Annotated in this window: 24 protein-coding genes; 14 read left to right on the top strand and 10 right to left on the bottom strand. The window is 67.5% G+C overall.

The features are described 5' to 3' along the window. Position 1 precedes the first annotated feature (1 nt). Both ACTXG5_RS04230 and ACTXG5_RS04225 read left to right on the top strand, forming a co-directional pair. Positions 2-1,201 (top strand): CoA transferase, encoded by a 1,200-nt coding sequence (locus ACTXG5_RS04230; protein ID WP_445162500.1) that lies wholly within the window; start codon positions 2-4, stop codon positions 1,199-1,201. Then, positions 1,195-2,508, top strand: a complete 1,314-nt coding sequence (locus ACTXG5_RS04225; RefSeq protein ID WP_445162499.1) for an amidohydrolase family protein — start codon at positions 1,195-1,197, stop codon at positions 2,506-2,508. Before ACTXG5_RS04230 ends, ACTXG5_RS04225 begins: the two co-directional genes overlap by 7 nt. Here ACTXG5_RS04225 and ACTXG5_RS04220 read toward each other — a convergent pair. Continuing rightward, on the bottom strand, positions 2,505-3,401 hold the full coding sequence (locus ACTXG5_RS04220) for an alpha/beta hydrolase (protein WP_445162498.1): 897 nt from the start codon (positions 3,399-3,401) through the stop codon (positions 2,505-2,507). The two genes, ACTXG5_RS04225 and ACTXG5_RS04220, sit on opposite strands and share 4 nt — an antisense overlap. A 188-nt stretch (positions 3,402-3,589) precedes the next feature. Between ACTXG5_RS04220 and ACTXG5_RS04215 the strand changes: the two genes are divergently transcribed. The 9 genes from ACTXG5_RS04215 (at position 3,590) to ACTXG5_RS04175 (ending at position 12,628) form a co-directional block, all read left to right on the top strand. Next, the gene (locus ACTXG5_RS04215) at positions 3,590-4,327 is read left to right on the top strand and encodes an alpha/beta fold hydrolase (protein WP_445164256.1); all 738 of its coding nucleotides are present in this window, start codon (positions 3,590-3,592) and stop codon (positions 4,325-4,327) included. Between the two features lie 210 nt (positions 4,328-4,537). Then, on the top strand, positions 4,538-5,194 hold the full coding sequence (locus ACTXG5_RS04210; RefSeq protein ID WP_445162497.1) for an SAM-dependent methyltransferase: 657 nt from the start codon (positions 4,538-4,540) through the stop codon (positions 5,192-5,194). Then, positions 5,191-6,423 carry a molybdopterin-dependent oxidoreductase gene (locus tag ACTXG5_RS04205; protein ID WP_445162496.1) on the top strand — a complete coding sequence of 411 codons (1,233 nt, stop codon included), beginning with the start codon at positions 5,191-5,193 and terminating at the stop codon, positions 6,421-6,423. Before ACTXG5_RS04210 ends, ACTXG5_RS04205 begins: the two co-directional genes overlap by 4 nt. A gap of 1 nt (position 6,424) precedes the next feature. Then, a complete protein-coding gene (locus tag ACTXG5_RS04200) occupies positions 6,425-6,958 on the top strand; it encodes a hypothetical protein (RefSeq protein ID WP_445162495.1) in 534 nt (177 codons plus the stop codon). Between the two features lie 54 nt (positions 6,959-7,012). Continuing rightward, the gene (locus ACTXG5_RS04195) at positions 7,013-8,218 is read left to right on the top strand and encodes an alpha/beta hydrolase fold domain-containing protein (RefSeq protein ID WP_445162494.1); all 1,206 of its coding nucleotides are present in this window, start codon (positions 7,013-7,015) and stop codon (positions 8,216-8,218) included. 44 nt (positions 8,219-8,262) lie between these two features. Continuing rightward, positions 8,263-9,672: a WS/DGAT/MGAT family O-acyltransferase gene (locus ACTXG5_RS04190; protein WP_445162493.1), complete on the top strand. Its 1,410-nt coding sequence runs from the start codon at positions 8,263-8,265 to the stop codon at positions 9,670-9,672. Positions 9,673-9,805: 133 nt separating this feature from the next. After that, complete coding sequence (locus tag ACTXG5_RS04185; RefSeq protein WP_445162492.1) at positions 9,806-10,591, top strand: crotonase/enoyl-CoA hydratase family protein; 786 nt, start codon at positions 9,806-9,808, stop codon at positions 10,589-10,591. 225 nt (positions 10,592-10,816) lie between these two features. Further along, a complete protein-coding gene (locus ACTXG5_RS04180; RefSeq protein WP_445162491.1) occupies positions 10,817-12,316 on the top strand; it encodes a class I adenylate-forming enzyme family protein in 1,500 nt (499 codons plus the stop codon). Between the two features lie 15 nt (positions 12,317-12,331). After that, positions 12,332-12,628 (top strand): hypothetical protein, encoded by a 297-nt coding sequence (locus ACTXG5_RS04175; RefSeq protein ID WP_445162490.1) that lies wholly within the window; start codon positions 12,332-12,334, stop codon positions 12,626-12,628. 26 nt (positions 12,629-12,654) lie between these two features. Here ACTXG5_RS04175 and ACTXG5_RS04170 read toward each other — a convergent pair whose 3' ends face one another. Further along, positions 12,655-13,236, bottom strand: a complete 582-nt coding sequence (locus ACTXG5_RS04170; RefSeq protein ID WP_445164255.1) for a TetR/AcrR family transcriptional regulator — start codon at positions 13,234-13,236, stop codon at positions 12,655-12,657. A 92-nt stretch (positions 13,237-13,328) separates the two neighbouring features. Continuing rightward, positions 13,329-13,460 (bottom strand): hypothetical protein, encoded by a 132-nt coding sequence (locus ACTXG5_RS04165; RefSeq protein WP_445162489.1) that lies wholly within the window; start codon positions 13,458-13,460, stop codon positions 13,329-13,331. A gap of 230 nt (positions 13,461-13,690) precedes the next feature. Between ACTXG5_RS04165 and ACTXG5_RS04160 the strand changes: the two genes are divergently transcribed. Next, the gene (locus ACTXG5_RS04160; RefSeq protein WP_445164254.1) at positions 13,691-14,515 is read left to right on the top strand and encodes a crotonase/enoyl-CoA hydratase family protein; all 825 of its coding nucleotides are present in this window, start codon (positions 13,691-13,693) and stop codon (positions 14,513-14,515) included. A gap of 41 nt (positions 14,516-14,556) precedes the next feature. On the opposite strand, the gene ACTXG5_RS04155 is transcribed toward ACTXG5_RS04160, so the two are convergent. Next, positions 14,557-16,026 carry an aldehyde dehydrogenase gene (locus tag ACTXG5_RS04155; protein WP_445162488.1) on the bottom strand — a complete coding sequence of 490 codons (1,470 nt, stop codon included), beginning with the start codon at positions 16,024-16,026 and terminating at the stop codon, positions 14,557-14,559. 42 nt (positions 16,027-16,068) lie between these two features. Next, positions 16,069-16,839 carry a class I SAM-dependent methyltransferase gene (locus ACTXG5_RS04150; protein ID WP_445162487.1) on the bottom strand — a complete coding sequence of 257 codons (771 nt, stop codon included), beginning with the start codon at positions 16,837-16,839 and terminating at the stop codon, positions 16,069-16,071. Between the two features lie 40 nt (positions 16,840-16,879). On the opposite strand from ACTXG5_RS04150, the gene ACTXG5_RS04145 reads away from it, so the two are divergent. Then, entirely contained in the window at positions 16,880-18,034 is a 1,155-nt protein-coding gene (locus ACTXG5_RS04145) for a glycosyltransferase family 4 protein (protein ID WP_445162486.1), read from the top strand. Here the strand turns inward: ACTXG5_RS04145 and ACTXG5_RS04140 are convergent. Both ACTXG5_RS04140 and ACTXG5_RS04135 read right to left on the bottom strand, forming a co-directional pair. Continuing rightward, entirely contained in the window at positions 18,031-19,728 is a 1,698-nt protein-coding gene (locus tag ACTXG5_RS04140) for a hypothetical protein (protein WP_445164253.1), read from the bottom strand. The two genes, ACTXG5_RS04145 and ACTXG5_RS04140, sit on opposite strands and share 4 nt — an antisense overlap. A gap of 33 nt (positions 19,729-19,761) precedes the next feature. Next, positions 19,762-21,036 (bottom strand): DUF3068 domain-containing protein, encoded by a 1,275-nt coding sequence (locus ACTXG5_RS04135; RefSeq protein WP_445162485.1) that lies wholly within the window; start codon positions 21,034-21,036, stop codon positions 19,762-19,764. Positions 21,037-21,236: 200 nt separating this feature from the next. Here ACTXG5_RS04135 and ACTXG5_RS04130 point away from each other — a divergent pair, with 200 nt between their 5' ends. Then, positions 21,237-22,343: an acyltransferase family protein gene (locus ACTXG5_RS04130; RefSeq protein WP_445164252.1), complete on the top strand. Its 1,107-nt coding sequence runs from the start codon at positions 21,237-21,239 to the stop codon at positions 22,341-22,343. Here ACTXG5_RS04130 and ACTXG5_RS04125 read toward each other — a convergent pair. From ACTXG5_RS04125 to ACTXG5_RS04115, 3 genes are all read right to left on the bottom strand, one after another. Then, a complete protein-coding gene (locus tag ACTXG5_RS04125) occupies positions 22,340-22,819 on the bottom strand; it encodes a YbjN domain-containing protein (RefSeq protein WP_445162484.1) in 480 nt (159 codons plus the stop codon). The genes ACTXG5_RS04130 and ACTXG5_RS04125 overlap by 4 nt on opposite strands. A 70-nt stretch (positions 22,820-22,889) precedes the next feature. Then, the gene (locus ACTXG5_RS04120; protein ID WP_445162483.1) at positions 22,890-24,437 is read right to left on the bottom strand and encodes an AMP-binding protein; all 1,548 of its coding nucleotides are present in this window, start codon (positions 24,435-24,437) and stop codon (positions 22,890-22,892) included. Next, positions 24,430-25,410, bottom strand: a complete 981-nt coding sequence (locus tag ACTXG5_RS04115; RefSeq protein WP_445162482.1) for a phosphotriesterase-related protein — start codon at positions 25,408-25,410, stop codon at positions 24,430-24,432. Before ACTXG5_RS04115 ends, ACTXG5_RS04120 begins: the two co-directional genes overlap by 8 nt. Positions 25,411-25,534: the final 124 nt, after the last annotated feature.

Below are 25,534 nucleotides of genomic sequence, written 5' to 3'. Positions count from 1 at the left end.
CGTGAGCTCGGCGGTGTCCAAGTGGGGAAGCAGCGGGCTGGCCTACCTGACCGGCCTGCCCAACGGGAGCCCCGACTTCTCCCGCGCCGACGTGCTGGCACGCGCCGAGCAGGTCGCCGCGGCGGTCGGCACGCATTTGGGTGCCACTGTCGATGCGGCCACCCTGCTGACCGGGCGTGCCGGACTGCTCGGATTGACCCGCGGCGGGCGGATCTCGGCCGGTGGTGGCACCCGGCTGCTCTCGGCGCGCGACGGCTGGTGCGCGCTCACGCTATCGCGCCCCGACGACATCGCCGCTGTCCCCGCCTTGCTGGAGGTCGAGAAGGTGCCAGTCGACCCGTGGCCGGTGCTAGAGCATTGGGCCGCAACCTCTCTCGTATCGGGGATCACCGAGCGGGCGAGTCTGCTCGACATCCCGGCGGCCGGCCTGGGCGAGGTTGTGCAAGCGCAGCCGCGGATACACCCGATCGGCACCCGGGCGGCCGCGCGCAGGTTCGCGGACCTGCTGGTGGCCGACCTGTCGTCGATGTGGGCCGGACCGCTGTGCGGGCAGCTGCTGGCCCACGCCGGAGCCACCGTCGTCAAAGTCGAAAGTCCCCGCCGCCCGGACGGCACGCGGGGAGGCAATCGCCAATTCTTCGACTGGATGAACGGTGAAAAGCTGTCCTACTGCCTCGATTTCGACAGCCAGGCCGACGAGCTGCGCGAGCTGCTCGCGGTCGCCGACATCGTGATCGAAGGCTCACGGCCCGCGGCGCTGACCCGGCGCGGGCTGGGACCGGATCACATTGCACCGCGAGCGGGCCGAATCTGGTTGCGCATCAGCGGGTATGGCCAGGACCCCGCACGGCCCGCTTTCGGTGACGATGCCGCCGTGGCGGGCGGCCTGGTCGGCACCAGCGGCCCCGCAGGCTTTGAAGGGCCGGTGTTCTGCGGCGACGCCATCGCGGATCCACTCACGGGGCTGGAGGCGACCTCGGCCGTGACCGAATCGCTGGCGCGCGGCGGCGGCGAGTTGATCCACGTGTCGATGGTGGAGACCGCCGCGGGCTACGCGGCGCTGCCCAGCACGGCATCGGACTCGGAATGCCCGCCCCCCGCGCCCCCGGCGCCGGGGGCGCACAGGCCGGCCAGCGAGTTGGGCGCGGACAACGACGCCGTACGACGACTGGTGTCCGAAAGACGGCTCCTGACATGCTGATCCGGCGAGCGACATTGCTGGACGGCACGGTCACCGACATCCGGGTCGGCGCGCTGATCGAAGAGGTAGGCGACGGACTGGCCGCCGGACGCGGGGAGACCGTTCTCGACGCGGGCGGCGGCACCGTGCTACCCGGCCTGCACGACCACCATGTGCACCTGCGTTCGGCCGCCTCGGCGATGGATTCGCTGCCGCTTGGACCGCCTCGTGTGCACGCCAAAGAGCAACTGATACAAGAACTATCGAGGGCCACGCCGAATGTCGACGGATGGATCCGGGCGATCGGCTATCACGAATCCGTTGCCGGTGAGTTGGATCGCGCCGCGCTCGACGCCCTGGTGCCCGACATTCCGCTGCGCGTCCAGCACCGCAGCGGCGCCTTGTGGATCCTCAATTCCGCGGCACTGCGGCGGCTCGGAATGGCCGAACACCCCGACGGGCGGCTGCGTGCCAGCGACCGTTGGTCCGAGGCGCTGCGGCGGCACGACACCGACCTGACTGAGCTCAGCAGGCGCCTTACCGCGGTCGGTGTCACCGGAGTCACCGATGCCACACCGGATCTCGACGCCGATGACATGGTGTCGCTGTTGGTGGCACACCGGCACGGTGAGTTCGCGCCACGGGTGTCGTTTCTGGCCCCCGGTAAGAAAATCCTGCACGATGACCGCCTCGACCTGGAGTCGCTCACCGGATGGATCGTCGATCACCACGCCGACGGACAGCCGGTAGCCGTGCACTGCGTGACCGCAGCCCAATTGGTGGTGACCATCGCCGCCCTGCGCGCCGCAGGTAGCCACCCGCTGGATCGCATCGAGCATGCCGCGGTCGTCGACGACGACAACCTGGCCGACCTGGCCGACCTTTCCGAGTCGGAGGGGCTCACGGTGGTGACTCAGCCCAATTTCGTCGCCGAGCGGGGCGATCAGTACCTCGCCGAGATTCCCGCCGCCGAGCACGCCGCGCTGTGGCGGCTCGCGTCGCTGCGAAAAGCCAAGGTGCGCGTGGCGCTGTCGACCGACATGCCGTTCGGCCGGGGGGACCCGTGGGCGGCGATGCGGGCCGCGGTGCACCGCACCACTGAAACCGGAGCCGTGCTGTGCAGCGACGAATGTATCTCGGCGCCAGAAGCTTTGACGATGTTTTTCGGTTACGCCGATCAGCCGAGTCGGATCAGAACCATCGACGTGGGCCAGCCCGCAGACCTCTGCGTGTCGACCGAGCCGCCCGCGGTGGTGTTGGCCGAGCTGGACGCCGGGCTGGTGGGCGCGACGATCATCGGCGGCGCCATCGCCTACGCGGCGAACTAGCGCGCCGACGAGGCCAGCGCAGCGCGTAGAGTCTCGCATTGGCTGTCGAAAAACCCGTGTGACACTTGCGCTTTCGATGCCACTACGTCGAATCCGTGGAAGGCGCCAGGGATGACTTCGACCTCGCACGACACTCCGGCGCCGCGCAGGCGCTCGGCGTAGGCGAGGTCTTCGTCGTGGAACAGGTCGTGGGTGCCCACGCCAATCCACGCCGGCGCCAACCCGCTCAGGTCGTCCCGTCGGGATGGGACGGCTACCACTGGATCGGCGTCGCCGAGATACGCCGTCCAGCCGAAGTGATTACTGCGCGTGTCCCACAGTCGATAGTTCGGCTTCTCGGCAGTCAGGGAACTTCGGTCGTCGAGCATGGGATAGGCGAGGACTTGGAGTATCGGGGTGACCTCGCCGCGGTCCCGGGCCAGGAACGCCAGTGCTGCCGCAAGCCCGCCGCCGGCACTGGCGCCCCCGACCGCGACTCGCTCCCCATCCACCGCGGGAAGCCCGGCCAGCCAGGTCAATGCCGTGTAGCAGTCTTCGAGCGGCGCGGGATACGGATGTTCGGGCGCCAGGCGGTACTCCACGGACGCGACGGTGATGCCCAACCTGGTGCTGAACCTACGACACAGCCGATCGTCTTGCTGCGCCATGCCTGACACGTAGCCGCCGCCGTGTATCCACAGCAGTGCCGGAACAGGTTCGGTGACGCCGGGCGGCCGGAACAGCCGAATGCCTGCTCCCGAACCCAGGGTGATGACCTCGACATCGCCGGATGAGCGACGGGCTCTCAGCGCGAGCAACTTCCGGATGATCGGCAATGTCCGGGGAGTGATCAGTCGCCGGGGGGCGATGCGGGCGATCCGGCGCAAATCGGGGTGAACGTCGCTGTTCGGCACTGGTTCAGTATTGCCGAAGGAAAGCAGGTGTTGTCGCCCGCCGTGAGGGCAACGTCAGCGCCGCGACGGTGCTTAGGCTTGTCGGTGAACATGGAGGCGAAGTGACGACGTTGGTTCCGCGGTTTGTCGATACCGTCCTCGGCAAGATCCGCGTCCAGGTCAGCCCGGGAACCGGGCCCGCGGTGTTGATGTGGCCCAGCCTGCTGATGACGGGTGACTTGTGGGCCGGCCAGGCCGCCCGCTTCGGTGCAGACAACCGCCTGGTGCTCATCGACCCCCCTGGGCACGGCGGCAGCGAGCCGCTGCGCGCGATGTTCAGCTTCACCGATTGCGCGCGCTGCGTCGTGGACCTGATGGATGGGCTCGGCATCGACAAGGCCCACTTCGTCGGTAATTCCTGGGGCGGGATGATCGGGGCCACCTTCGCCGCTCAGCACCCGAGCCGCCTCGACCGCGCCGTCTTGATGAATTGCACCGCATCGAAAGCCGGTTTCCCGCAAAAGGTCAAATACGCGGCCATGTTGCAGTTGGCGAAAATCCTCAGGGGCATACGACCGCCGCTGACGCGATCGGTAGTCCGCGGCTTCCTCGGGTCGACGACGCTGCGCACCCGGCCCGACGTCGTCGAGGCCGTACGTGCGACCCTGCGAACCGTCGACGTCACTTCGGGCAGCTGGGCGGTGCGCAGTGTGGTACCCGCGAGACCCGATCAGCACGCGCTGCTCAACCACATCACCGCCCCGGTGCTGGTGGTCGCCGGCGTCGAAGACGCCACCTTCCCGGTGGCCGAGACGCGGGCCATGGCCGACTCCATCCCCAACTCGTCCTTTGTGGTTCTCGACGAAATCGGGCACCTCACGGCGATGGAGGATCCGGCGCGGGTGAACGAGTTGCTCGAGGGGTTCTTGTTCGATGGCGCCAGCTGACACCGCGAAAGCCGCTTCGCATTCGGCCAGATCCATAGCCGTCCGGGGCTGCTTCGGCTCCGAATCACCCGTGTGACGTATCTCGCCGCGCCGAGCGACCCGCGTTGATCGGCGTGGTTAACCCGCGCGAGATCCGGGTATCGATCCGAGTGATTCAAATGCTGGCGCCCGGTCGGTGCGCCCGTTCGTGTACGACGCGGGGGACGTGAAATGCTGGGGCACCTCTACGAACGGGCGCTCGGCGGCGAGCGATGTTGGATTCGTCATGAGGACGGTGAGGTCCGGGCGCTGCCGGCGCACCGCTGGTTGGGGGCCCGATGTCCCTCAAACGGCGGACCGACCGACGCGCTGGACGAGGTCTTCGACGAAGCCGTCACGCAGATGTGCAGCGGGCCGACGATCGAGCTGGGTTGTGGGCCCGGCCGATTGGTCGCGCGGCTGTTTGAGCGGGGAATTCCCGCGCTGGGCATCGACCGGTCCGCGACCGCGATCCGGTTGGCCGGTCGCGGGGGTGCGCCCGCCCTGCTGAGTGACGTATTCGAGCCGCTGCCCGGCATGGGTCGGTGGCACACGGTCCTGCTGGTCGACGGCAATGTCGGTTTGGGCGGTGATCCGCGACGGATCCTGGGTCGCGCCGCCGAGCTGCTACGCGGCGGTGGGCGCTGCGTGGCCGAGTTCGAGGCCGACGCCGTCGGCATCCGCGAGCGCTGGGTGCGCCTGGAGTCGGCCTGCGATGTCGGGCCCTGGTTCCGGTGGGCGTCGGTCGGTGTGGACAGCGCCGCCACTCTCGCGGCGCAAGTCGGTCTGACGTTGACCAGCGTTCGTCTGATCAGCGGCCGGGTGATTGCGAGTCTGGCCGCGCCATGAACGGCCTGTTCGCCCGGTTTCGCAGTCCGCTGCGCGGTCCCTGGCTGACGTCGGTGTTCGGTCTGGTGCTGTTGCTCGCACTGCCGATCGTCACGATCACCGGACTGCTGTCCTACATCGCCTACGCCCCGCAATTCGGCCAGGCCATCCCCGCGGACGTCGGCTGGCTGCGACTGCCCCTCTTCGCGTGGCCCACCCGACCGTCGTGGCTCTACCGCCTGACCCAGGGCATTCATGTGGGGCTCGGGCTGGTGATCATCCCGGTGGTGCTGGCCAAGTTGTGGTCGGTGATCCCGCGGCTGTTCGTCTGGCCGCCGGCGCGATCGGTCGCCCAGCTGCTGGAGCGGTTGTCGCTGGTGATGCTGGTCGGGGGGATCCTGTTCGAGATCGTCACCGGCGTGCTCAACATCCAGTACGACTACATCTTCGGGTTCAGCTTCTACGACGCCCACTACTTCGGAGCCTGGGTCTTCATCACCGGATTTCTGATGCACATCGCGATCAAGCTGCCGCGCATGGTCACCGGGTTGCGGTCGCTGTCGCTGCGCGACGTCTTGCGCACTAGCCGCGCCGACACCCGCCCACAGCCGGCCGATCCCGACGGCCTGGTGGCCGTCGATCCGACCGAACCGACGGTGAGCAGGCGTGGCGCGCTGGCGTTGGTCGGCAGCGGTGCGCTGCTGATCGCGGTTCTCACGGTCGGGCAGACGGTCGGCGGGGCCGCTCGCGGCGCCGCCCTGCTGCTGCCCCGGGGGCGGGGCCGCGGCGATTTTCCGGTCAACAAGACCGCCGTCGCCGCGGGTATCAGTCCCGAAAGTGTGGGCGAGGGTTGGTCGTTGGCCCTGCGCGGCGGTCCCGCGGAGGTCCTGCTGGACCGCGCCAGGCTGACCGGTATGCCGCAAAGCGCCGCGCGCCTGCCCATCGCCTGCGTCGAGGGATGGTCAACCGTGCAGACCTGGAGCGGAGTACGGCTGGCCGAGCTTGCCCGCGTCGCGGGCGTCCCCGCTCCGCGCTCGGCGCGGGTGGTGTCGCTGCAGCGAGGCGGTGCATTCGGCGAGGCGACGTTGCAGGCCAACCAGATTAGCGATCCTGACGCGCTCCTCGCGCTGCGGGTCAACGGCGCTGATCTGTCGTTGGACCACGGCTATCCGGCCCGCATCATCGTTCCCGCGCTGCCCGGCGTGCACAACACCAAATGGGTGGCCGCCATCGAATTCGAAGCCGGTTGAGATGTCAAGATTCCCAACACGTTTCACCGCAGTATACGGATCTCATCCACTGCATCTGCTGACCATGGTGTCCGGTTTCGCACTTTTGGGCTACATCCTGGCCACCTTCAAGCCGGCGACCTTGTGGAACTCCGGCAGCTGGTGGCAGTCGATCGTGGTCTGGTTCGCCGCCGCCGTCGTCGTCCACGACCTGCTGTTCTTCCCGATCTACGCGCTGGCCGACCGCGCGCTGGCCGCCCGGTCCGGTGGGCGACCGGCCCGCAGCCACCCAAAAGTGCTGGTCCGCAACTATATTCGAATTCCTACCCTGGGCGCTGGGCTGACATTGCTGATTTTCCTACCCGGCATCATCGAGCAGGGCGGACCCACCTACCTGGCGGCGACCGGCCAGACCCAGCAGCCCTTCCTGGGCAGGTGGCTGCTGCTTACCGCGGCGATGTTCGCGGTGAGCGCGATCGGTTATGGAGCGCGTCTGATCGCGGTGCGCCGACGTGCCGCGAGCGCCTCGCTCAGCAAAGCCGAACAACCTGTCTAGGACTTCTACGCGAACGTCAGTTTCCCTCCGCGGCGTCGGGGTACAGTCCCCTACATGACGGCGAGGGTACCGAGCATGACACCTTGTTTGCGATGGTTGCTGCGGGCCCGTCCCGCCGACTATGCGCTGGCACTAAGCGTCGCCGGGGCTTCGCTACCGGTAGTCGGAAAGCACCTGGAACCGCTGGGCGGCGTGACCGCGATGGGTGTCTGGGGCGCGCGGCAGGCGCCAGAGGCCTTCTCCGCGCTGAAGAAGGGCTGGCTGACGCCCGGGATCAACGACGCGCGTCGCCGGGACCGGGAAAGCACGCTCGAGGTCTCCGTCGCGGCCCTGCGCGGAGTCGTGTCGGCCGCGGACCTCGATCTCGAATGGCCCGTCGCCGAGAAAACGCCGCCGATCTGGGAGGCATTACGGCAGCGCCGTTACCTGTACCGCCGGGCGGTCCACTACGGGGACCACCCAGCGCAGGTGCTCGATGTGTGGCGGCGCAAGGATCTGCCGGCCCAACCCGCGCCGGTGCTCATCTTCGTCCCCGGCGGCGCCTGGGTGCACGGGCGAAGCATGATGCAGGGCACCGCCCTGATGTCACGGTTGGCAGAGATGGGCTGGGTGTGCCTGGCGATCGACTACCGCGTCGCGCCGTATCACCGCTGGCCGCGACACATCACCGACGTCAAGACCGCGATCGCGTGGGCGCGTGCCAACGTCGACAAGTTCGGCGGTGATCGCGAATTCGTCGCGGTGGCAGGCTGTTCGGCGGGCGGGCACCTGTCCGCGCTGGCCGGACTGACCCCCGATGACCCACAGTTCGAGCGACGGCTGCCGGAGGGCGCTGACAGCTCGGTGGACGCGGTCGTCGGCATTTACGGCCGCTACGACTGGGAGGACCGCTCCACCCCCGAGCGTGACCGGTTCGTCGAATTCCTAGAGCGGGTGGTGGTCAAAAAGTCCATCGCCCGTCATCCTGAGGTGTACCGCGACGCGTCGCCGATCGCGCGTGTGCACCGAAATGCCCCGCCGTTCTTGGTGATTCACGGCAGCAAGGACAGCGTCATCCCCGTCGAGCAGGCGCGCAACTTCGTCGAGCGGCTGCGGGCGGTCTCGCATTCGATGGTCGGCTACCTGGAGCTGCCCGGGGCGGGACACGGCTTCGACATGATCGACGGTGAGCGCGCCGGTGTGGCGGCCCACGCGATTTCGCTGTTCCTCAACCAGATCTATCGCGCCAAGGCGCAGATCAGCGCAAAAGAGGTTATCTGAGCTCCACCGCTGAGTAAGGTCCCTCCTGAGGGGAAGGGGCAGCGATGAAACGGCTGAGCGGCTGGGACTCGGTACTGCTGTACAGCGAGACCCCGAACGTGCACATGCACACGATCAAGGTCGCCGTGATCGAGGTCCACCCGGATCGCCACGACTTCGGCCTCGACGCGTTTCGTCAGGTCATCGGGGGCAGGCTGAATAAGCTCGAGCCCTTCACGTATCAGCTCGTCGACATCCCGTGGAAGTTCCACCATCCGATGTGGCGGGAGCACTGCGAGGTGGACCTCGACTACCACATCCGCCAGTTGCGGCTGCCCGAGCCGGGCGGGCGTCGCGAGTTGGACGACGCAATCGGACGCATCGCCAGCACCCCGCTGGACCGCGACCGTCCGCTGTGGGAGATGTACTTCATCGAAGGCCTGGCCAACAACCGGGTCGCGGTGGTCGGCAAGATCCACCACGCGCTTGCCGACGGCGTCGCGTCGGCCAACTTGATGGCCCGGGGCATGGACCTGGTGCCCACACCCGAGAGCGGGCCGCAAATCACCGACCCCGCACCGAGCAAACCACAACTGGTGCGGTCGGCGTTCACCGATCACCTCCGGCAGGCCGCAAAACTGCCGGGGACGTTTCGCTACACCGCACAAGGTATCGGCCGGGTCCGGCGCAGCTCACGCAAGCTTTCGCCGGAGCTGACCATGCCCTTCACCCCACCGCCGACCTTCATCAATCACCGGATCACCCCGGAACGCCGTTTCGCCACGGCCACCCTGTCGCTCGCCGACATCAAAGAGACCGGCAAGCGGTGCGGCGCGACCATCAACGACATGGTGCTGGCCATCTCCACCGGAGCGTTGCGCACCTTGCTGTTGCGCTACGACGGCACGGCCGAACCACTGCTGGCCTCCGTACCGGCGAGTTTCGACTTCTCACCGGACCGGATATCGGGCAACTACTTCACCGGATTGATGGTGGCGCTGCCGGTCGACCTCGATGACCCGTTGGCGCGGCTGCACGCCTGCCACGACAACGCCAACTTCGCCAAAGAGGCGTTCCACTTGGTCGGGCCCGAATTGATCAGCCGGTGGTCGAACTACATGCCGCCGCTGGCCACCGAGTCGTTTTTCCGCTGGGCATCCAGCCGCGACGGCCAGAACAAGGTGCTCAACCTCCCGATCTCGAATGTTCCCGGACCACGCGAGCGCGGCCGGGTCGGGGATGCGGTAGTCACCGAGATCTATTCGGTGGGGCCGCTGACCGCCGGCAGCGGCCTGAACATCACCGTGTGGAGTTACGTCGATCAGCTCAACATCTCGGTGCTGTCCGACGGCGCTACCGTCAAAGACCCGCACGAGGTGACCGACGCCATGGTCGCCGACTTCATCGAATTACGCAGGGCCGCAGGGATTTCCGAAGAACTGACGGTCATCGAGGCCGCGATGGCGCCGGCCTGATCGATCTGGCGCGTCCAGCGACTTGGTATCGGGGTAACGCCACTCTTTCCTGGTGCCAGTGCCATTTCCGTCGGCGGTTACCATCAGTCGGACCCACTGGTTTGCACCGAATGCAAAGGAGCTTGGTAGCACCGTGAGCACTGGGAATGAAGAAGCCAACGAGCCCGAGGTTTTGGTCGAACAACGGGGCCGGATCCTGATCATCACGATCAACCGGCCGAAGGCCAAGAACGCGGTCAACTCCGCGGTGGCCAACGGTTTGGCCGAGGCCGTCGACCGGCTCGATGCCGAAGCCGGTTTGTCGGTGGGCATCCTCACGGGGGCGGGCGGCTCGTTCTGTGCGGGCATGGACCTCAAGGCGTTCGCGCGGGGCGAATTGCCCATCGTCGAGGGCCGCGGCATGGGATTCACCGAACGTCCACCGATCAAGCCGTTGATCGCCGCGGTGGAGGGCTACGCCCTGGCCGGCGGCACCGAGCTGGCGCTGGCCACCGATCTGATCGTGGCGTCCAAGGATTCGGCCTTCGGTATCCCGGAGGTCAGGCGCGGGCTGGTCGCCGGCGGCGGCGGACTGCTGCGGCTGCCGCAGCGCATCCCGTCGGCCATCGCGATGGAACTCGCACTGACCGGCGAGAACCTCAGCGCCGAGCGCGCGCACGCGCTGGGCATGGTGAACGTGCTGGCCGAGCCGGGCACGGCGCTGGACGCCGCGATCGCCCTGGCCGAGAAGATCGCGGCCAACGGGCCGCTCGCGGTCGCCGCCACCAAGCGGATCATCGTCGAGTCCCGCGCCTGGAGCCCCGATGAGTTCTTCGCCGAGCAGAACAAGCTGCTGATGCCGGTGTTCTCGTCCAACGACGCCAAGGAAGGCGCGATCGCATTCGCCGAGAAGCGCGCGCCGCAGTGGACCGGCACCTGAGTTCAGGCTGCGCGTTCCTCGGCGTCCGCGCTTTCTTCCACCGTGACGGGGCCGGCCACCGTTGAGGCGGCATCGGTGGTGGGCGGGATAGACCTCGCCGCCGGGCGGGGGGAACGGCCCAGGCGACTGCGCTGGTCCGCAAGATACTTGCGTGATCTAAACTACAGTCGAGCATGACACTTCTGGCCCGCTTTGTAACGTGTTGATACCGGAGAAACTTCAAGCGTGAGCATTTCTTTGCTTCTTGAGATGGCTGCGTCGAGCAACCCCGATCGCACCGCCGTTGTGTCGGGTGACGTGCGGCTGACGACGCAGGAGCTCAGCGATCTGGCCGACGGCGGCGCGGGTGTCATCACGGAATCGGGCGCCCAGCACGTGGCGTATGTGGGCCTCGGCGGCGCAATGCTGCCGGTGCTGATCTTCGCCGCCGCACGCGCCGGGTTGACCTTCACCCCGATCAATTACCGGCTGTCCGCCGAGAGTATCCAGACGCTGATCGAGCGGCTGCCCGAACCTCTGGTCATCGTCGACGGCCGCTACCAGGACATGCTCGGCGATTCCTCGAAACGGGTGATGGTTTCCGACGACTTCCTGACGGCCGCCCGCACCACCGAACCCGTCGCGGAATTTGCCGACCCGGAGTCGGTCGCGATCGTGCTGTTCACCTCGGGCACCACGTCGCAGCCCAAGGCCGTCGAACTCTCGCACAACAACCTGACCAGCTACGTCACCGGTACCGTCGAATTCGATTCGGCCGGTGCCCAAGACGCGGCATTGATCTGCGTGCCGCCGTATCACATCGCCGGGGTCGGCGCGGCACTGTCGAACCTGTACGCCGGCCGCAAGATGGTCTACCTGCCCAACTTCGATGCCAACGAATGGGTGCGGCTGATCAATGCCGAGCACGTGACCACCGCGACGCTGGTGCCCACCATGCTGGACCGCGTCGTCACCGTGCTCGAGGCGGGCGGCCATGAGCTGACGTCGCTGCGCAACCTGGCCTACGGCGGGTCGAAGGTCGGACTGCCCTTGGTCCGCCGGGCACTCGAGCTGTTGCCGGGCGTCGGCTTCGTCAACGCCTACGGGCTGACCGAGACGAGCTCGACGATCGCGGTGCTGACCCCTGACGACCACCGCGCGGCGCAATCCGCAGCGGACGTGACCGTCGTCAAGCGGCTGGGTTCGGTGGGCCGCCCGGTGCCCGGCATCGAGCTGGAGATCCGCGACGACGAGGGCAAGGTGCTGGCCGCCGGTGAGACCGGCGAGCTCTTCGTGCGCGGCGAGCAGGTCTCCGGCCGCTACACCGGGATCGGCTCGGTGCTCGACGAAAACGGTTGGTTCCCAACCAAAGACATCGCGATGCTGGACGCAGAGGGCTTCCTATTCATCGGTGGACGCAGTGACGACACCATCATCCGCGGCGGCGAGAACATCGCGCCTGCCGAGCTCGAGGAGGTGCTCGTCGAGCACCCCGCGGTGCGCGACGTCGCCGTAGTCGGTGTCGAAGACGCGCAGTGGGGACAGGCGATCGTGGCCGTGGTGGTGCCGCGGCCCGGCGCCGAACCCGATGCCGAGGAATTGCGGGAGCACGTCCGTAAGAGTTTGCGCGGTTCGCGCACCCCCGACCGCGTAGTGTTTCGCGACGAGCTGCCGACCACACCCACGGGCAAGGTGCTGCGCAGGGAGATCATCGAAGGATTGCAGGCCGCGCCGGCCGAGCAGTAAGCAGAGGACGAAATCATGATCAAGAACGGAACCCGCCTCACCAGCCAGGTGTGTGACACCCAGGTCATCGTCGTCAGGAGCGCCGACAGCCTCGACGACCTGCGCTGCGGTGGTGTGCCGATGGTGCCGATCGGCGGCGAGCGCTCGGGCGAACTCGACCCGGCTTTCTCCGAGGGCACCGTGATGGGCAAGCGTTATGTCGATGACGCCGGCGCCGAGGTACTGGTGACCAAGCCGGGCGCGGGGAGCCTGAGCGTCGGTCAGACCGCGCTTGCGCTCAAAGAGGTCAAGCCGCTACCGGCGAGCGACTGAGGTTCACCCGGTAGCCCCGGCTGGGGCTACGCGTCGTCGTGCTTGCCGGGCATTCCATTGCGAGTAACGAATTCCCTTGCCTTGATTAGGAATTCGAGCTGTTCACCAACCTGGCTGAGTGGGCGGACGCAGCGCGTCGAGCGCGACAGCACGATCGCGCCCTCCAGCGCGGAGATCGACATCACCGCCAGCGAGGCCGCATCGTCGTCGCCGAAGCCGTCTTTGCTGAATGCCTGGGTCAATGCGGTGCACCACCGGCCCAGGATCATGCCCGCTTCGACAGTCAGATCCTGATCAGTTTCGTCCGAGCTGATCGCGGCCGCGACCACGGGGCAGCCGGCGTTGAAGTCGCCATCGGCGAGCAGGTGCTCCCACATTTCGATGAACTCGCGGAGCAACGCCCTAGCGCCATGGTCGGCGGCGGCGTCGATGGTCGCGGTGATGGAATCACCCGAATACCGCAGCGCCTCGCTCAGGATCTGATTGCGCCCGTCGGGAAAGTGGTAATAGACCGAACCGCGCGGCGCGCCGCTGCGGGCCAGCACGGCGTCGATGGTCACCCCGGCGGCCCCGCGCTCGCGCATCACTTCTGCGGCGCTGACGAGCATCTTGGTCCGGGTGCTGACCCGTTTCGCAGGCGCACCCTCCGGTGCGATGTCGCTGGTAGTGGTAGGCACTGTCGTACCTCCGGGAGCTGACGTCATGCAGCGTGCGAATGCCGCGATACCGGCCAGTGCATGTTGCGCGGGCTGAACCGGAATGCCGGTCGTTTCAGGTCGGGCACCTCGCGGGTGAACTGATAGCCGGCGACGTTGAGTTCGATGATCCACATGATCTTTCTCCCGGCCTAGTGCTGCTGTCATGCGCCGGGGCCAGGCGGCTCATGATTATGCTGAGAATCATATAAGGCGTTTGTCTACTAAGCAAGTTGTTAGTGGAACTAAACGCGCAGACCAGGGGATTGTGTGACCTAGGTCATTACTTGCGTCCACTACTGAGCTGAGTAGACCGTAAGGATTATGCTTTATTGCATAATTTTCGGTTGTGAGATTCACTTGGGCGATGGCATTCACCTACAACGGCCCTGCCGGCCAGAACCTTCCCGCTCTGGACACTGTGTCGCTGGAGCGCGACGGTGACGTTTTGCTGATCGGCCTGAACCGACCGCTAAAACGCAACTCGTTTGATCGCGCGATGCTCGCCGATCTCTCCCGCGCTTACGCGCTGCTGGAGTCCGACACCTCGGTGCGAGCCGGGGTGCTGTTCGCGCACGGCGACCACTTCACCGCCGGTCTGGATCTCGCCGACGTCGGCCCGGGGATCGCTTCCGGTCAGAATCCCTTCCCCGACGACGGCCGGGACCCGTGGCGGCTGGACGGCACGTGGACCACGCCGCTGGTCGCGGTCGCGCACGGCTGGTGCATGACACTGGGCATCGAGTTGCTGCTGGCCGCCGACATCCGCATCGCCGCCGTCGGCACCAGATTCACCCAGCTCGAGGTGCGGCGCGGTATTTACCCGTTCGGCGGTGCGACGATCCGCCTGCCCCGCGAGGCCGGCTGGGGCAACGCCATGCGCTGGTTGCTCACCGGCGATGAGTTCGACGCCACCGAGGCGCACCGCATCGGGTTGGTCCAGGAGGTGGCTGATGATGCGGCCACGGCTCTGGCCCGGGCGCGCGACATCGCCCACACGATCGCCGAGCGTGCCGCGCCGTTAGGTGTGCGGGCCACGCTGGCATCGGCGCACCTGGCGCGTACCCAGGGTGAACCGGTCGCGATCGAGCGTCTACGCCCCGCCGTCACCGAGCTATTCGCCAGCGAGGACGCCGCCGAGGGCATCCAGTCGTTCATTGAGCGACGGGACGCGCACTTCCAAGGCCGCTAGTCGCCGAGCGTGAAACTAACTTCACGCTCGGCGTCACGAACCTAGGCGTCGATCGTGTAGCCCATCGGCATCAGCACGCTCTTGTGCTGGGTGAAGTGCTCGACACCTTCTGGCCCGTTTTCTCGGCCGATGCCGGAGTTCTTGTAGCCACCGAACGGGCAGCCGGGGTCAAAGGCATACCAGTTGATTGCGTACGTGCCGGTGCGGATCTTCTCCGAGATCTCGATGCCCTTCGGAATGTCGGTGGTCCACACGCTGCCGGCCAGCCCGTACACCGAATCGTTGGCGATCTTGATCGCGTCCTCTTCGGTGTCATAGGGAATGATGCTCAGCACCGGCCCGAAGATCTCCTCCTGCGCGATCGTCATCTTGTTGTCGACGTCGGCGAACACCGTGGGCTCCACGAAGAAACCGCCGTCCAGGCCTTCGGGACGGCCGCCGCCACACACCAGCCGCGCGCCCTCCTCGATGCCCTTGGCGATGTAGGCCTCGACCCGGGCGCGCTGCTTCTCCGAGATCAGCGACCCGATCTGAGCGGCCGGGTCCGACGGTGGGCCGACCGGGAGTGTCTGCACGAAAGTGCTTACCGCGTCCACGATTTCGTCGTAACGAGAGCGAGGCGCCAGGATGCGGGTCTGACCCACGCAGGCCTGCCCAGTGTTCATCACGCCGGAGAACACCATCATCGGGATCGCGGAAGCCAGGTCGACATCCTCGAGGATGATGGCCGCCGATTTCCCGCCGAGCTCCAGGGTGCACGGCTTGAGCATGTCCGCGGCGCGCTTACCGATCTCCTTGCCGACGGCCGAGCTACCGGTGAAGGTGAACAGGTCGACGTCGGGGTTGGACGTCAGCGCCTGTCCGGTCTCGATCCCACCGGGCACCACCGACAGCACACCTTCGGGCAGGCCCGCCTCGGCGAACACGTCCGCCAAAGCGTTTGTGGTCAAAGGGGTTTCGGCGGCCGGCTTGAGCACCACGGTGCAGCCGGCCAGCAGTGCCGGCCCCAGCTTGTTGACGGCCAGGAACAGCGGCACGTTCCATGCCACGATCGCGCCCACCACGCCGATCGGCTCGCGATGGACGATGGTCTGACCGTAGGAGCCGTTGCGGATCTCCCGCCATTTGATTTGGTCGACAGCGGGACCGGCGAAGAAGTTCATCGCCCCCATCGAGCCCATCCAGTGCATCGTTTCGATCGTCATCGCCGGCTGACCGGTCTCGCCGGCGAGCAGGGCCGACAACAGTTCCTTGCGGTCCTCCATCAACTTGAGCGCGTTGGCGAGGACGGCCGCGCGCTCCTTAGGCGGCGTCGAGGGCCAGGGGCCACTGTCGAACGCGGCGCGGGCTGCGGCAACCGCGGCGTCGACGTCGGCCTTCGCCGCCAGCGCCGCCTTGCCGAAGTACTCGCCAGTAGCCGGGTTGTGCACCTCGATGACCTCGGAGGTCGACGGCGCCGTCCACTTGCCGCCGATGAAAAGCTTGTCGTATTCCGTCTTAATCTCGCCCATGGCCGCCACCCTACCCAAGCCGAAGCAAAACGAGAACATGTTTCATTCTCGCGGTGACAGCACCAGCACGAGATTGCTGACCAGGAACTCGCGCAGCACCGGCACCGACGTCAGCCACCACGCCCATCGCGGGTGGTAGCGCGGGAATGCGGCCACCACCGCGTCCGTGTTCTCGGCCCAGCTCAGCCCCTCGGCGGCGGACACCGCAAACAACGACGACCCGTAGTCGTTCTTTGCCGGATGGCCGTGTTTGCGGGCATAACGCGCCGCGGCGCGGGCGCCGCCCAGGTAGTGGGTCAGACCCATCTCGTGCCCACCGAACGGACCCAGCCAGACGGTGTAGGACAGCACCACCAGCCCGCCCGGCTTGGTCACCCGCAGCATCTCGGCGCCCAGCTGCCACGGCCGCGGCACGTGTTCGGCGACATTCGAGGACAGACAGATGTCCACCGAGTCATCGGCGAACGGCAGCGCCATGCCCGACGCCCGGACGAACGTGTCCGTTGTTCGGGCGAAGGCGGGTCCGGCGGCGTGCATTTCGCTCGGGTCGGGTTCGACGCCGAGGTAGCGGACACCGGCGTCTCCGAACGCCTGCGCGAAATATCCCGGCCCCCCGCCGACGTCGAGGAGGGTGCGGCCGGTCGGTGGTTCGCCGCGGGCGGCCAGCCAGAGGTCGCCGACCATCGCCGCGGTATCGGTGGCCAGCGCGCCGTAGAACCGGGCCGGGTCCGGCTGTTCGTAGCGGAACGCCGACAGCAGCCGCACCGAGCGCGACAGCGTCGCCCGTCGCGCAAACAAGTCAGTGACCGCCACCGGCCACACCCTACGTCGGGCAACCGCTAGGCTGACCAGGATGTCTGACCTGCGCTCCGTCCTGCTTTTGTGCTGGCGCGACACCGGACACCCGCAGGGCGGCGGCAGCGAAACCTACTTGCAGCGCATCGGCGCGCAGTTGGCCGCATCTGGGATCGCCGTCACCCTGCGCACCGCCCGCTATCCGGGCGCGCCACGCCACGAAATCGTCGACGGCGTGGCGATCAGCCGCTCCGGTGGGCGCTACTCGGTGTACATATGGGCGCTGCTGGCGATGGCCGGAGCCCGGCTGGGGCTCGGGCCGCTGCGGCGAGCGCGGCCTGACGTGGTGGTCGACGCGCAAAACGGTTTGCCGTTTCTGGCCCGGCTGCTCTACGGCCGCCGCGTGGTGGTGCTGGTACACCACTGCCACCGCGAACAGTGGCCGGTCGCCGGGCCGGTGTTTCGCCGGCTGGGCTGGTTTGTCGAGTCGTGGTTGTCGCCGCGGTTGCACCGGCGCAATCAGTACCTGACCGTGTCGCTGCCGTCGGCGCGCGACCTGGTCACCCTGGGCGTGGACAACGAGCGGATCGCGGTGGTGCGCAACGGCCTCGACGAGGCGCCGGCCCGGTCGCTGTCCGGCCCGCGTTCGGCCGTGCCACGAGTGGTGGTGCTCTCGCGGTTGGTGCCGCACAAGCAGATCGAGGACGCGCTGGAAACGGTCGCCGAGCTGCGCCCGCGACTGGGCGAACTGCATCTCGACATCGTCGGCGACGGCTGGTGGCGCCAGCGTCTCGTCGACCAGGTGCGCAGCCTCGGCATCAGCGACGCGGTGACCTTCCACGGCCATGTCGACGACGTGACCAAACACCATGTGCTGCAAAGCGCTTGGGTGCATGTGCTGCCCTCGCGCAAGGAAGGGTGGGGTCTGGCGGTCGTTGAGGCCGCGCAGCACCGGGTGCCCACCATCGGCTACCGATCCTCGGGCGGACTGTCCGACTCGATCGTCGACGGAGTGACCGGGATATTGGTGGACAATCGCGCCGCGCTGGCGGATCGCCTCGAACAAGTGCTGTGCGATCCGGTGCTGCGCGACCAACTCGGGGTCAAGGCGCAGACGCGCAGCGGTGAGTTCTCCTGGACGCAAAGCGCCGACGCGGTGCGCGCCGTGCTGGAAGCCGTCCAGGCCGGCGAATTCGTCAGCGGCGTGGTCTAACCGGACACCCGGCGCCGGACTCCGGCGACCAACGCACCGCTTGCCCCCACGATCAGCATCGCGAGCCACGCCAGGTGCGCGAGCACCGTGGCTCGCCGCCGATCTGACGGCACCCCGGCGTCCTGGCCGCCGATCCGGTACAGCGTCAATTCCTGGTCGCGGAAGACCGGTGTGAGCGCGCCGAGGGTGCGGGCGGCCGAACCCATGTCACCGGCGCTGTCCGATTCGACGACCAACCACCCCACGCCGGCCGGGGCCAACGCGGACGGATCGGGACCGGATCGCAGCAACTCCTGGACCGCCCGGGCGCGGTTGCCCTCCCCGGGCACGACCAACCCGGAAATCGCCAAGTCGCCGGTGCTCAGCACATCGGCGCGAAGCCAGCGGGGCAGCGGATCCAGCACCGGCGCCGGACCCGACCATGCGAAGCGGCGCATCGAACCCGCGGGCAGCACGGCGACCGGGGCGGGCGCACTGTTGATCGCCGCCGCGACGGCGGCCCACCCGTGCGGGTAATGCGCCGGCGCAACCTTGCCTCCCACCCCCCACGCCAAGTCGGGTAACACCGCGATCAGCGCGAGACAGCCGACCAGTGCCGTCGCCGCCGGGTGCAGCCACTTGCGCAGCGTCACCACCGCGGCGGCACCCGCGAGTGCGTATCCGGGCACCGCCAGCGCAACCCACTTCTGGCCGTCGCGCAGCACACCGAGGCCGGGCACGGCGTCAACCACCGCGGCCAGCACGTGCAGACCGGGCCCGGTCGCCAACGCCGCCGGTATCAACACCGACACCGCGGCCAGCACCAGCAACGGCTTCGCCGCCGGGCGGCGTAGCACGGTCGGCATCCCGGCTGCCACCACGCCCAGCAGTACCAGCGCCGACACCACCGCGAAAAGCGTTGCCCGCGAACTGGGTACGGCCTCGCCGTTCCATATCCCGCCGAGGCTGGCCAGGCTGGCCAGCGTGCCCAGACCGGGCTCGGCGCGTGGCGCGAACGCGAGAACCCCGAGCGTGCTCGCCGCTTTGGGGGTGGACAACGACGAGCCCATCGCCGCGGCCGTCAGCCAGGGCAGCGCCGCGACAAGTGCCGCGCCCAACGCCGCCGCGGCGCAGAGCCACCGCGGCCGGCCCGCACCGGGTGCCGCCACGCAGACCAGCGCCACCGTCGCGGCGAGCATCAGCCCGGTCGGGGTCAGTCCGGCCAGGGCGATCCAGAACGCCAACGCGAAAAAGCCGACCCCGCCGATGGCTGCACCCGAGCGCAGCGTCAGCACGGCCGTCGCCACCCAGGGCAGGCAGCCGTAGCCGACCAGTAGGCTCCAGTGACCCTGCAGGAGTCGTTCGGCGACATAGGGATTCCAGATCGCCAGCGTGATCGCGACCAACTGACCGGACGTGCCGGCACAAGGCAGGGCCGCCGCGACCAGTCGCGCCGCGCCCCAGCCCGCCAGCCACAGTCCCAGGACCAGCAGCGCCTTGACGACGATCCCGCCATCGATCAGGTGCGAGGCCAGCGCCACGGCGAAATCCTGCGGCGTCGCCCGCGGCGGCGACGTCAACCCCAGGGCGGTATCCGACAGATAGGAGCGTGGCGTGGACACCGCGTCGCGCAGCAGCAGATACCCCGGCCGCAGCAACGGCGCCACCACCAGCAGCGCCAGGACCAACGCGTATCCGGGCAGTGACCAGTGCACGCGAGGCGCGGTCACCGTCGGCGCGACCGCGGGCTAGTCCCGGTCGGGCGGGGCGGGTGGACTGGGTTCGGGCGGGCCCACGTCGGGCGGATCGCCGTGCGGTAGGTCGCCCTCGGGTGGATCGTCGTCCGATTCGGAGCGCTGGGTGGGCAACTTCTCGGTCTCGGCTTCGGCGCCGGGCACCTTTTCTTCGAGGCCACTGCGGCCGAAGAACTCCTCGTCGCCGCGGTCCAGGCCGGGGTCGGTCAGCGCACTCTCGGTCCGCAGGCTGAACGCCGCCAGCACTCCGCCGCCGATCAGCGCGATCAGGCCGACCGCGGTGAACGTGATCGGCAGTACCCGCGACCACAGGGCGAGCCGGTCACGCTCGTCGCGGGCCGCGTTCACCTGAGATTCCACGGTGTCTTCGTTGGAGGTGAGCTTGTAATCGGCCAGCGTCACCTCTGGCTTCAGCGGATCGCGGGCGAAGAAGTGGTTGGCGTGCTCGGTTTGCTTGATGATGGTGCCCGAGACCGGGTCTACCCAGAAGGTCCGCTGGGCCGCGTAGTAGCGGGTCATCGTGATCTGCTCGGCCGGGTCGCCCGGCAAGCCCCACATCGCCGCGGACGTGGTCACCTTGCCGTCTTCGTCGCCGGCGTACAGCGACGGGTACTTCACCGGGGCCACCAGCTTGCCGTCGGCGCTGTAACCGATGTTCTGCGTGAACCGGTAGGCGCTCAGGCCGTTGACGTCCTCTTGGGTGTCGTAGTTGACGTCGTAGGTCTTCTGCGCGACCGCGTCGAAATACGGATAGGTCTTCTTCTCGGTGTTGAACGGGAATCGATAGGACAGGCCGTCGTGGCGCACCGGGATTGAGGTGGGCGGGTTCTCATCGCTGAAGGTCCGCGGCTTCTGGACGGCGCCGCCGGTGTGGGTGTCGTCGGAGACGGCCATCGCCGTCTTGCGGTTGAGCGTGACGGTGTCGACGATCGCCAGCAGCAGCCCGGTGTCCTTTTGCTTATCGGTGCGCCGAACCGAGGTGCCGACCTGCAGCGTGACCACATCGGCGTTGGCGGGGGACTCGACGCTGATCTGCTGCTGGGAAACCAGCGGCACGTTCTGGTTGACGACGACGTGGTCACTGGATAGCGACGCCGAGTCGAGTGCGGTTCCGCTGCCGTCGCTGACCAACGTGGCGTCGAGGTTGAGCGGGATCTTGGTGATCCTGCTGGTGGTGTAGGTCGACAGCAGCAGCGCGGCGATCAGCAGGGCGGCCCCGAGCCCGATGATTCCGCATGCGGCGAACCGCAACATAACCGCTCGGTTCACGTTGCTGTGCCCTCCTGTAAAAGCTCTATTGGACTCGCCGGCCGCGACCTGCTCCCGGCCCGATCAAGCAGCGAGGCAAACCCGTTTGACCCTAACAGCAGTACCCGATCCGCCAGGTAACACAGCGCAGGCAGACTGGGATCGTGACCGATAGCCAGCAGGTGGGCGGAATCCGCAGCTTCCTGCCCGCTGTCGAGGGTATGCGCGCCTGCGCGGCCATGGGTGTCGTCATTACGCATGTGGCTTTTCAGACCGGACACTCCAGCGGTGTCGACGGCCGGCTGTTCGGCCGCTTCGACCTCGCCGTGGCGGTGTTCTTCGCGTTGTCGGGGTTCCTGCTGTGGCGGGGTCATGCGGCAGCGGCACGGGATCTGGGGCCGCGTCCGCTCACCGGCCACTACCTGCGCTCGCGGGTTGTCCGGATCATGCCGGCCTATCTGGTGGCGGTCGTGGTGATCCTTACCCTGCTGCCCGACGCGGATCACGCCAGCCCGACGGTGTGGCTGGCAAACCTGACGCTCACCCAGATCTATGTGCCGCTCACCCTGACCGGCGGCCTGACCCAGATGTGGAGCCTCTCGGTCGAGGTCAGTTTCTATGTGGCGTTGCCGATTCTCGCGTTACTGGCCCGCCGCATTCCGGTGGGCGCCCGGGTGCCGGTGATCGCTGCGCTGGCGGTCCTCAGTTGGGCGTGGGGTTGGGTGCCGTTACATTCGGGAGCCGGCAACCCGCTCAACTGGCCGCCGGCATTTTTCTCCTGGTTCGCCGCGGGCATGCTGCTGGCGGAGTGGGTCCACACCCCGATCGGGCTGGCGCACCGGTTGGCGCGCCGGCGGGTGCTGATGGCCGTCATCGCGGTGCTGGCCTTTGTGGTGGCGGCGTCCCCGCTGGCAGGTCCGGAGGGGCTGACTCCGGGTACCGCGACACAGTTCGCGGTGAAGACATCGATGGGCTCGCTGGTCGCGTTCGCTTTGGTCGCGCCATTGGTGCTGGACCGGGTCGACACCGGCCACCGACTGCTGGGCAACGTGGGCATGGTCACCCTGGGCCGCTGGTCCTACGGCCTGTTCATCTGGCACCTGGCCGCCCTGGCGATGGTGTTCCCGGTGATCGGCACGTTCCCGTTCACCGGGGACATGCCGACGGTGTTGATACTGACGCTGATCTTCGGGTTCGCGATCGCCGCGGTGAGCTACGCCCTGGTCGAGACGCCGTGCCGGGAGGCGTTGCGCCGCTGGGAGAAACGCGAGAAGCCGGCCGAAACAGGCGGGGCCGTCGATGCCGAGGCGGACGCGATCGCACCTTAGCCGGTGCGATCCATCCACTGTTCCAGCGTGTCCGCGGACGGCAGACAGATGGCCTGCTCGATCTTCTCGATCAGATCGGCCCCGTACTCGACGGTGGACTTGATGAAGTTCCCCAGCGCCGCCAGGTGGATGCCGTCGGTCAGCAGGTAAGCACTCTCACCGACCACACTGACGTGGCTCGGCGCGGCGGTCTCGCGCACAAACGCCTTGGGCCAATGGGTGTCGCGGTTCCAGTCGTTCACCAGTTCCATCAGGCGCGGGCGCTCGCTGGCTTGGTAGTACCCGGCCGGGCTGATCGAGATCTCCAAAATGTCGGGCCGCAAGCCGTTGATCCGCAGGTTCACGTGCAGCTTGCCCCGCTCACAGCTGGAGAGCACCATCATGAATTCCGCGCCGTCATCGCTGCGGAAAAATCGCAAATGACGTGATCGCAGGTAGCGTTCGATCAGGTCGGTACTCAATGGCTCGATCTGCATAGCCCTCATGGTGGGGCAGCGGGCTTAGAAGATTCTCTACGAATTCTTGGTGCCCGCGATCCGACGAGCGTCAGCCCGCCTCGGCGGTGAGCGAGCGGGCCATGATCTCGGCCCGGACCGCCGATCGCCGGGCCTTGCCGGCGTCGTCGCGCAGGGGAGTGTCGACGAATTCAATGAAGTCGGGGGTGGGCGGCACCTTGTATCCCGCGATGTGCCCGCGCAGAAACTCCCGCACACCCGCGGCATCCAGGGTGGAGTCGTCGGTCGTCTGGACCAGCGCGTAGGGCACCTGGCCCAGATCACCTGCGTTCGGGTCGGGGACGCCAACAACCAAGCAGGACAACACATCCGGGTGTGCCGACAGCGCGCTTTCGATCTCGGCGGGGTAGACGTTGCGGCCGCCGACGGTGAACATGTCGACGCGGCGGTCCGACAGATACAGGAACCCGTCGGTGTCGAAGTAGCCGAGATCGCCCAGCGAATCCCAGCCATCGCGGCTGTTCGCCGTGGCGCCGACGTAGCGATAGGTGGGCGCACTGCCTGGGTTGGGCCGCATGTAGATCTCGCCCTCCACGCCGGGCGCGCAGGGCTTGCCGTCGTCGTCGAGCACCTTCATCTCGCCGGCGACGACCACGCCGACCGAGCCGCGGTGGGTCAGCCACTGGTCGCCGGAGATGAACGTCAGCGCCTGTAACTCGGTGCCGCCGTACAGTTCCCAAACCTTTTCCGGGCCCAGCAGGTCGATCCACGCCTGCTTGATAGCCGGTGGGCACGGGGCCGCCAGATGCCAGAAGCGCCGGATCGAGGACAGGTTGTAGGACTGCGGGTTGGCCTGGTAGACCGGCAGCGTGCGCTGCATGATCGTCGGCACTGTCGTCACGAACGTCACGCGATGGTCGGTGATCAGTTGCAGGAACCCGTGCGGGTCGAACCGGCTCATCAACACCAGATGCTGGCGCATCAGCAACGCGATCGTCGCCGCGGTGAAGCCGGTGTTGTGGCTCAGCGGCACCGGCACCAACGTGGTGTCTCCCTCTTGGGCGCCCAGCGGATAGCCGATTGCGGCCGGTATCCGGCTGTCGCCGCCGGACTCGATGAGCTTGGGCCGGCCCGTGCTGCCGCCCGACCCCATCGCCTTCCACACCGGCGAGACCGCTTCCGGCAATGCGGCGTCAGACAACGTCGCGTCGGGAATGAAATTGATTGGCACACTTGGTATGTCGGGGTGGCTAGGCGGTCCGGTCGGCGACCCGCTGCGCCCGGCTTCGCCGGGCTGTCGATCGCCTCCGTGGCCCACCAGCAAGGCGGGTGGGCGTAACTCCAGCAGGCCCTGCAGCTCGGCGGCGGGCAACCGTGCCGACAGCGGCTGGGGCACGGCGCCGAGCTTCCAGCACGCCACGGCGGCCTGAATCCACTCGACCGAGTTGGGCAGCACCATCGTCACGTAATCGCCGACGCCGACACCGCGATCGGCGTAGGCGCGGGCCAACCGGTTCGTCGACCGGTCGAGTTCGGCGCGGGTAATCGTCAGGCCGTCGCAGGTGACCGCGGGCTCGTCGGGGGCCAGTGCGGCAAGTGCCGAAATCTGGGTACCGATCGGCGGGACCGGCTCACTCATAAGCGCCCTGCCGCTCGAAGATGCGCCGCGGGTTGTCCACCAGCATGGTGTGCAGTTGCTCCTCGGTGACCCCACGCTCTTTCAACGCGGGGATCACGTCGTTGTGGATGTGCAGGTAGTGCCAGTTCGGCGCCATCTGCGGCACAAGGTCTTCGGGGAGCGCGTCGAAGTAACAGTTGGCGTCGTGCGAGAGCACCATCTTGTCCGCGTGCCCGCGCTCGCACATCTGCGCGACGATGCCGACCCGTTCTTCGAACGGTAAAAGCAGGTCGAGGCCGAACCGGTCCATCCCGAGATAGGAGCCGGCGGCGATCAGCTCCTCGAGGTAGCCGACGTCGGTGCTGTCACCGGAATGTCCGATGACCACCCGGGTCAGGTCGACGCCTTCTTCTTCGAAGATGCGCTGCTGCTCGAGGCCGCGTCGCAGGCCGGCATGGGTGTGCGTGGAGATCGGCACCCCGGTGCGCTTGTGCGCCTGGGCGACGGCACGCAGCACCCGCTCGACGCCGGGGGTGATGCCGGGTTCGTCGGTGGCGCACTTGAGGATTCCGGCCTTGACGCCGGTGTCGGCGATACCCTCCTCGATGTCCTTGACGAACATCTCGGTCATGATCTCCGGGCCGCCCAGCAGCCCGCCCGGGCCCTCGTAGTGAAACCGGAACGGCACGTCGTTATAGGTGTAAAGCCCAGTCGCCACAACGATGTTCAGCCCGGTGGCCGCCGCGACGCGGGCAATGCGCGGGATATAACGGCCCAGGCCGACCACGGTGAGGTCGACGATGGTGTCCACGCCGCGGGCCTTCAGCTCGTTGAGCCGGGCGATGGCATCGGCCACCCGTTTTTCTTCGTCGCCCCATGCGTCGGGGTAATTCTCGGCTATCTCGGTGGTCATGATGAACACGTGCTCGTGCATGAGCGTCACGCCGAGATCAGTGGTATCGATCGAGCCACGCGCGGTATTTAGTTCGGACACGTCGCTGATGCTAGGCCCGGCCGGTGGTCATCCAACAGAGGCAGTCGAGACAATATGGATTTTCGCTGGCAACCATCCGATGATGTCCAGGTGGCCTGTTATTGGCGTACCGTCGGCCGCGTCC

Source organism: Mycobacterium sp. Dal123C01 (assembly GCF_052566995.1).
This window is presented reverse-complemented; position numbering and strand designations above follow the sequence as displayed.

Bases quoted from the DNA above. Each gene is read 5' to 3' on its own strand.
- ACTXG5_RS04225 (WP_445162499.1), top strand. From the start codon at position 1,195: ATGCTGATCCGGCGAGCGACATTGCTGGACGGCACGGTCACCGACATC.
- ACTXG5_RS04215 (WP_445164256.1), top strand. From the start codon at position 3,590: ATGTGGCCCAGCCTGCTGATGACGGGTGACTTGTGGGCCGGCCAGGCC.
- ACTXG5_RS04210 (WP_445162497.1), top strand. From the start codon at position 4,538: ATGCTGGGGCACCTCTACGAACGGGCGCTCGGCGGCGAGCGATGTTGG.
- ACTXG5_RS04205 (WP_445162496.1), top strand. From the start codon at position 5,191: ATGAACGGCCTGTTCGCCCGGTTTCGCAGTCCGCTGCGCGGTCCCTGG.
- ACTXG5_RS04200 (WP_445162495.1), top strand. From the start codon at position 6,425: ATGTCAAGATTCCCAACACGTTTCACCGCAGTATACGGATCTCATCCA.
- ACTXG5_RS04195 (WP_445162494.1), top strand. From the start codon at position 7,013: ATGACGGCGAGGGTACCGAGCATGACACCTTGTTTGCGATGGTTGCTG.
- ACTXG5_RS04190 (WP_445162493.1), top strand. From the start codon at position 8,263: ATGAAACGGCTGAGCGGCTGGGACTCGGTACTGCTGTACAGCGAGACC.
- ACTXG5_RS04175 (WP_445162490.1), top strand. From the start codon at position 12,332: ATGATCAAGAACGGAACCCGCCTCACCAGCCAGGTGTGTGACACCCAG.
- ACTXG5_RS04170 (WP_445164255.1), bottom strand. From the start codon at position 13,236: ATGCTCGTCAGCGCCGCAGAAGTGATGCGCGAGCGCGGGGCCGCCGGG.
- ACTXG5_RS04165 (WP_445162489.1), bottom strand. From the start codon at position 13,460: ATGTGGATCATCGAACTCAACGTCGCCGGCTATCAGTTCACCCGCGAG.
- ACTXG5_RS04160 (WP_445164254.1), top strand. From the start codon at position 13,691: ATGGCATTCACCTACAACGGCCCTGCCGGCCAGAACCTTCCCGCTCTG.
- ACTXG5_RS04155 (WP_445162488.1), bottom strand. From the start codon at position 16,026: ATGGGCGAGATTAAGACGGAATACGACAAGCTTTTCATCGGCGGCAAG.
- ACTXG5_RS04145 (WP_445162486.1), top strand. From the start codon at position 16,880: ATGTCTGACCTGCGCTCCGTCCTGCTTTTGTGCTGGCGCGACACCGGA.
- ACTXG5_RS04130 (WP_445164252.1), top strand. From the start codon at position 21,237: ATGCGCGCCTGCGCGGCCATGGGTGTCGTCATTACGCATGTGGCTTTT.
- ACTXG5_RS04125 (WP_445162484.1), bottom strand. From the start codon at position 22,819: ATGCAGATCGAGCCATTGAGTACCGACCTGATCGAACGCTACCTGCGA.
- ACTXG5_RS04120 (WP_445162483.1), bottom strand. From the start codon at position 24,437: ATGAGTGAGCCGGTCCCGCCGATCGGTACCCAGATTTCGGCACTTGCC.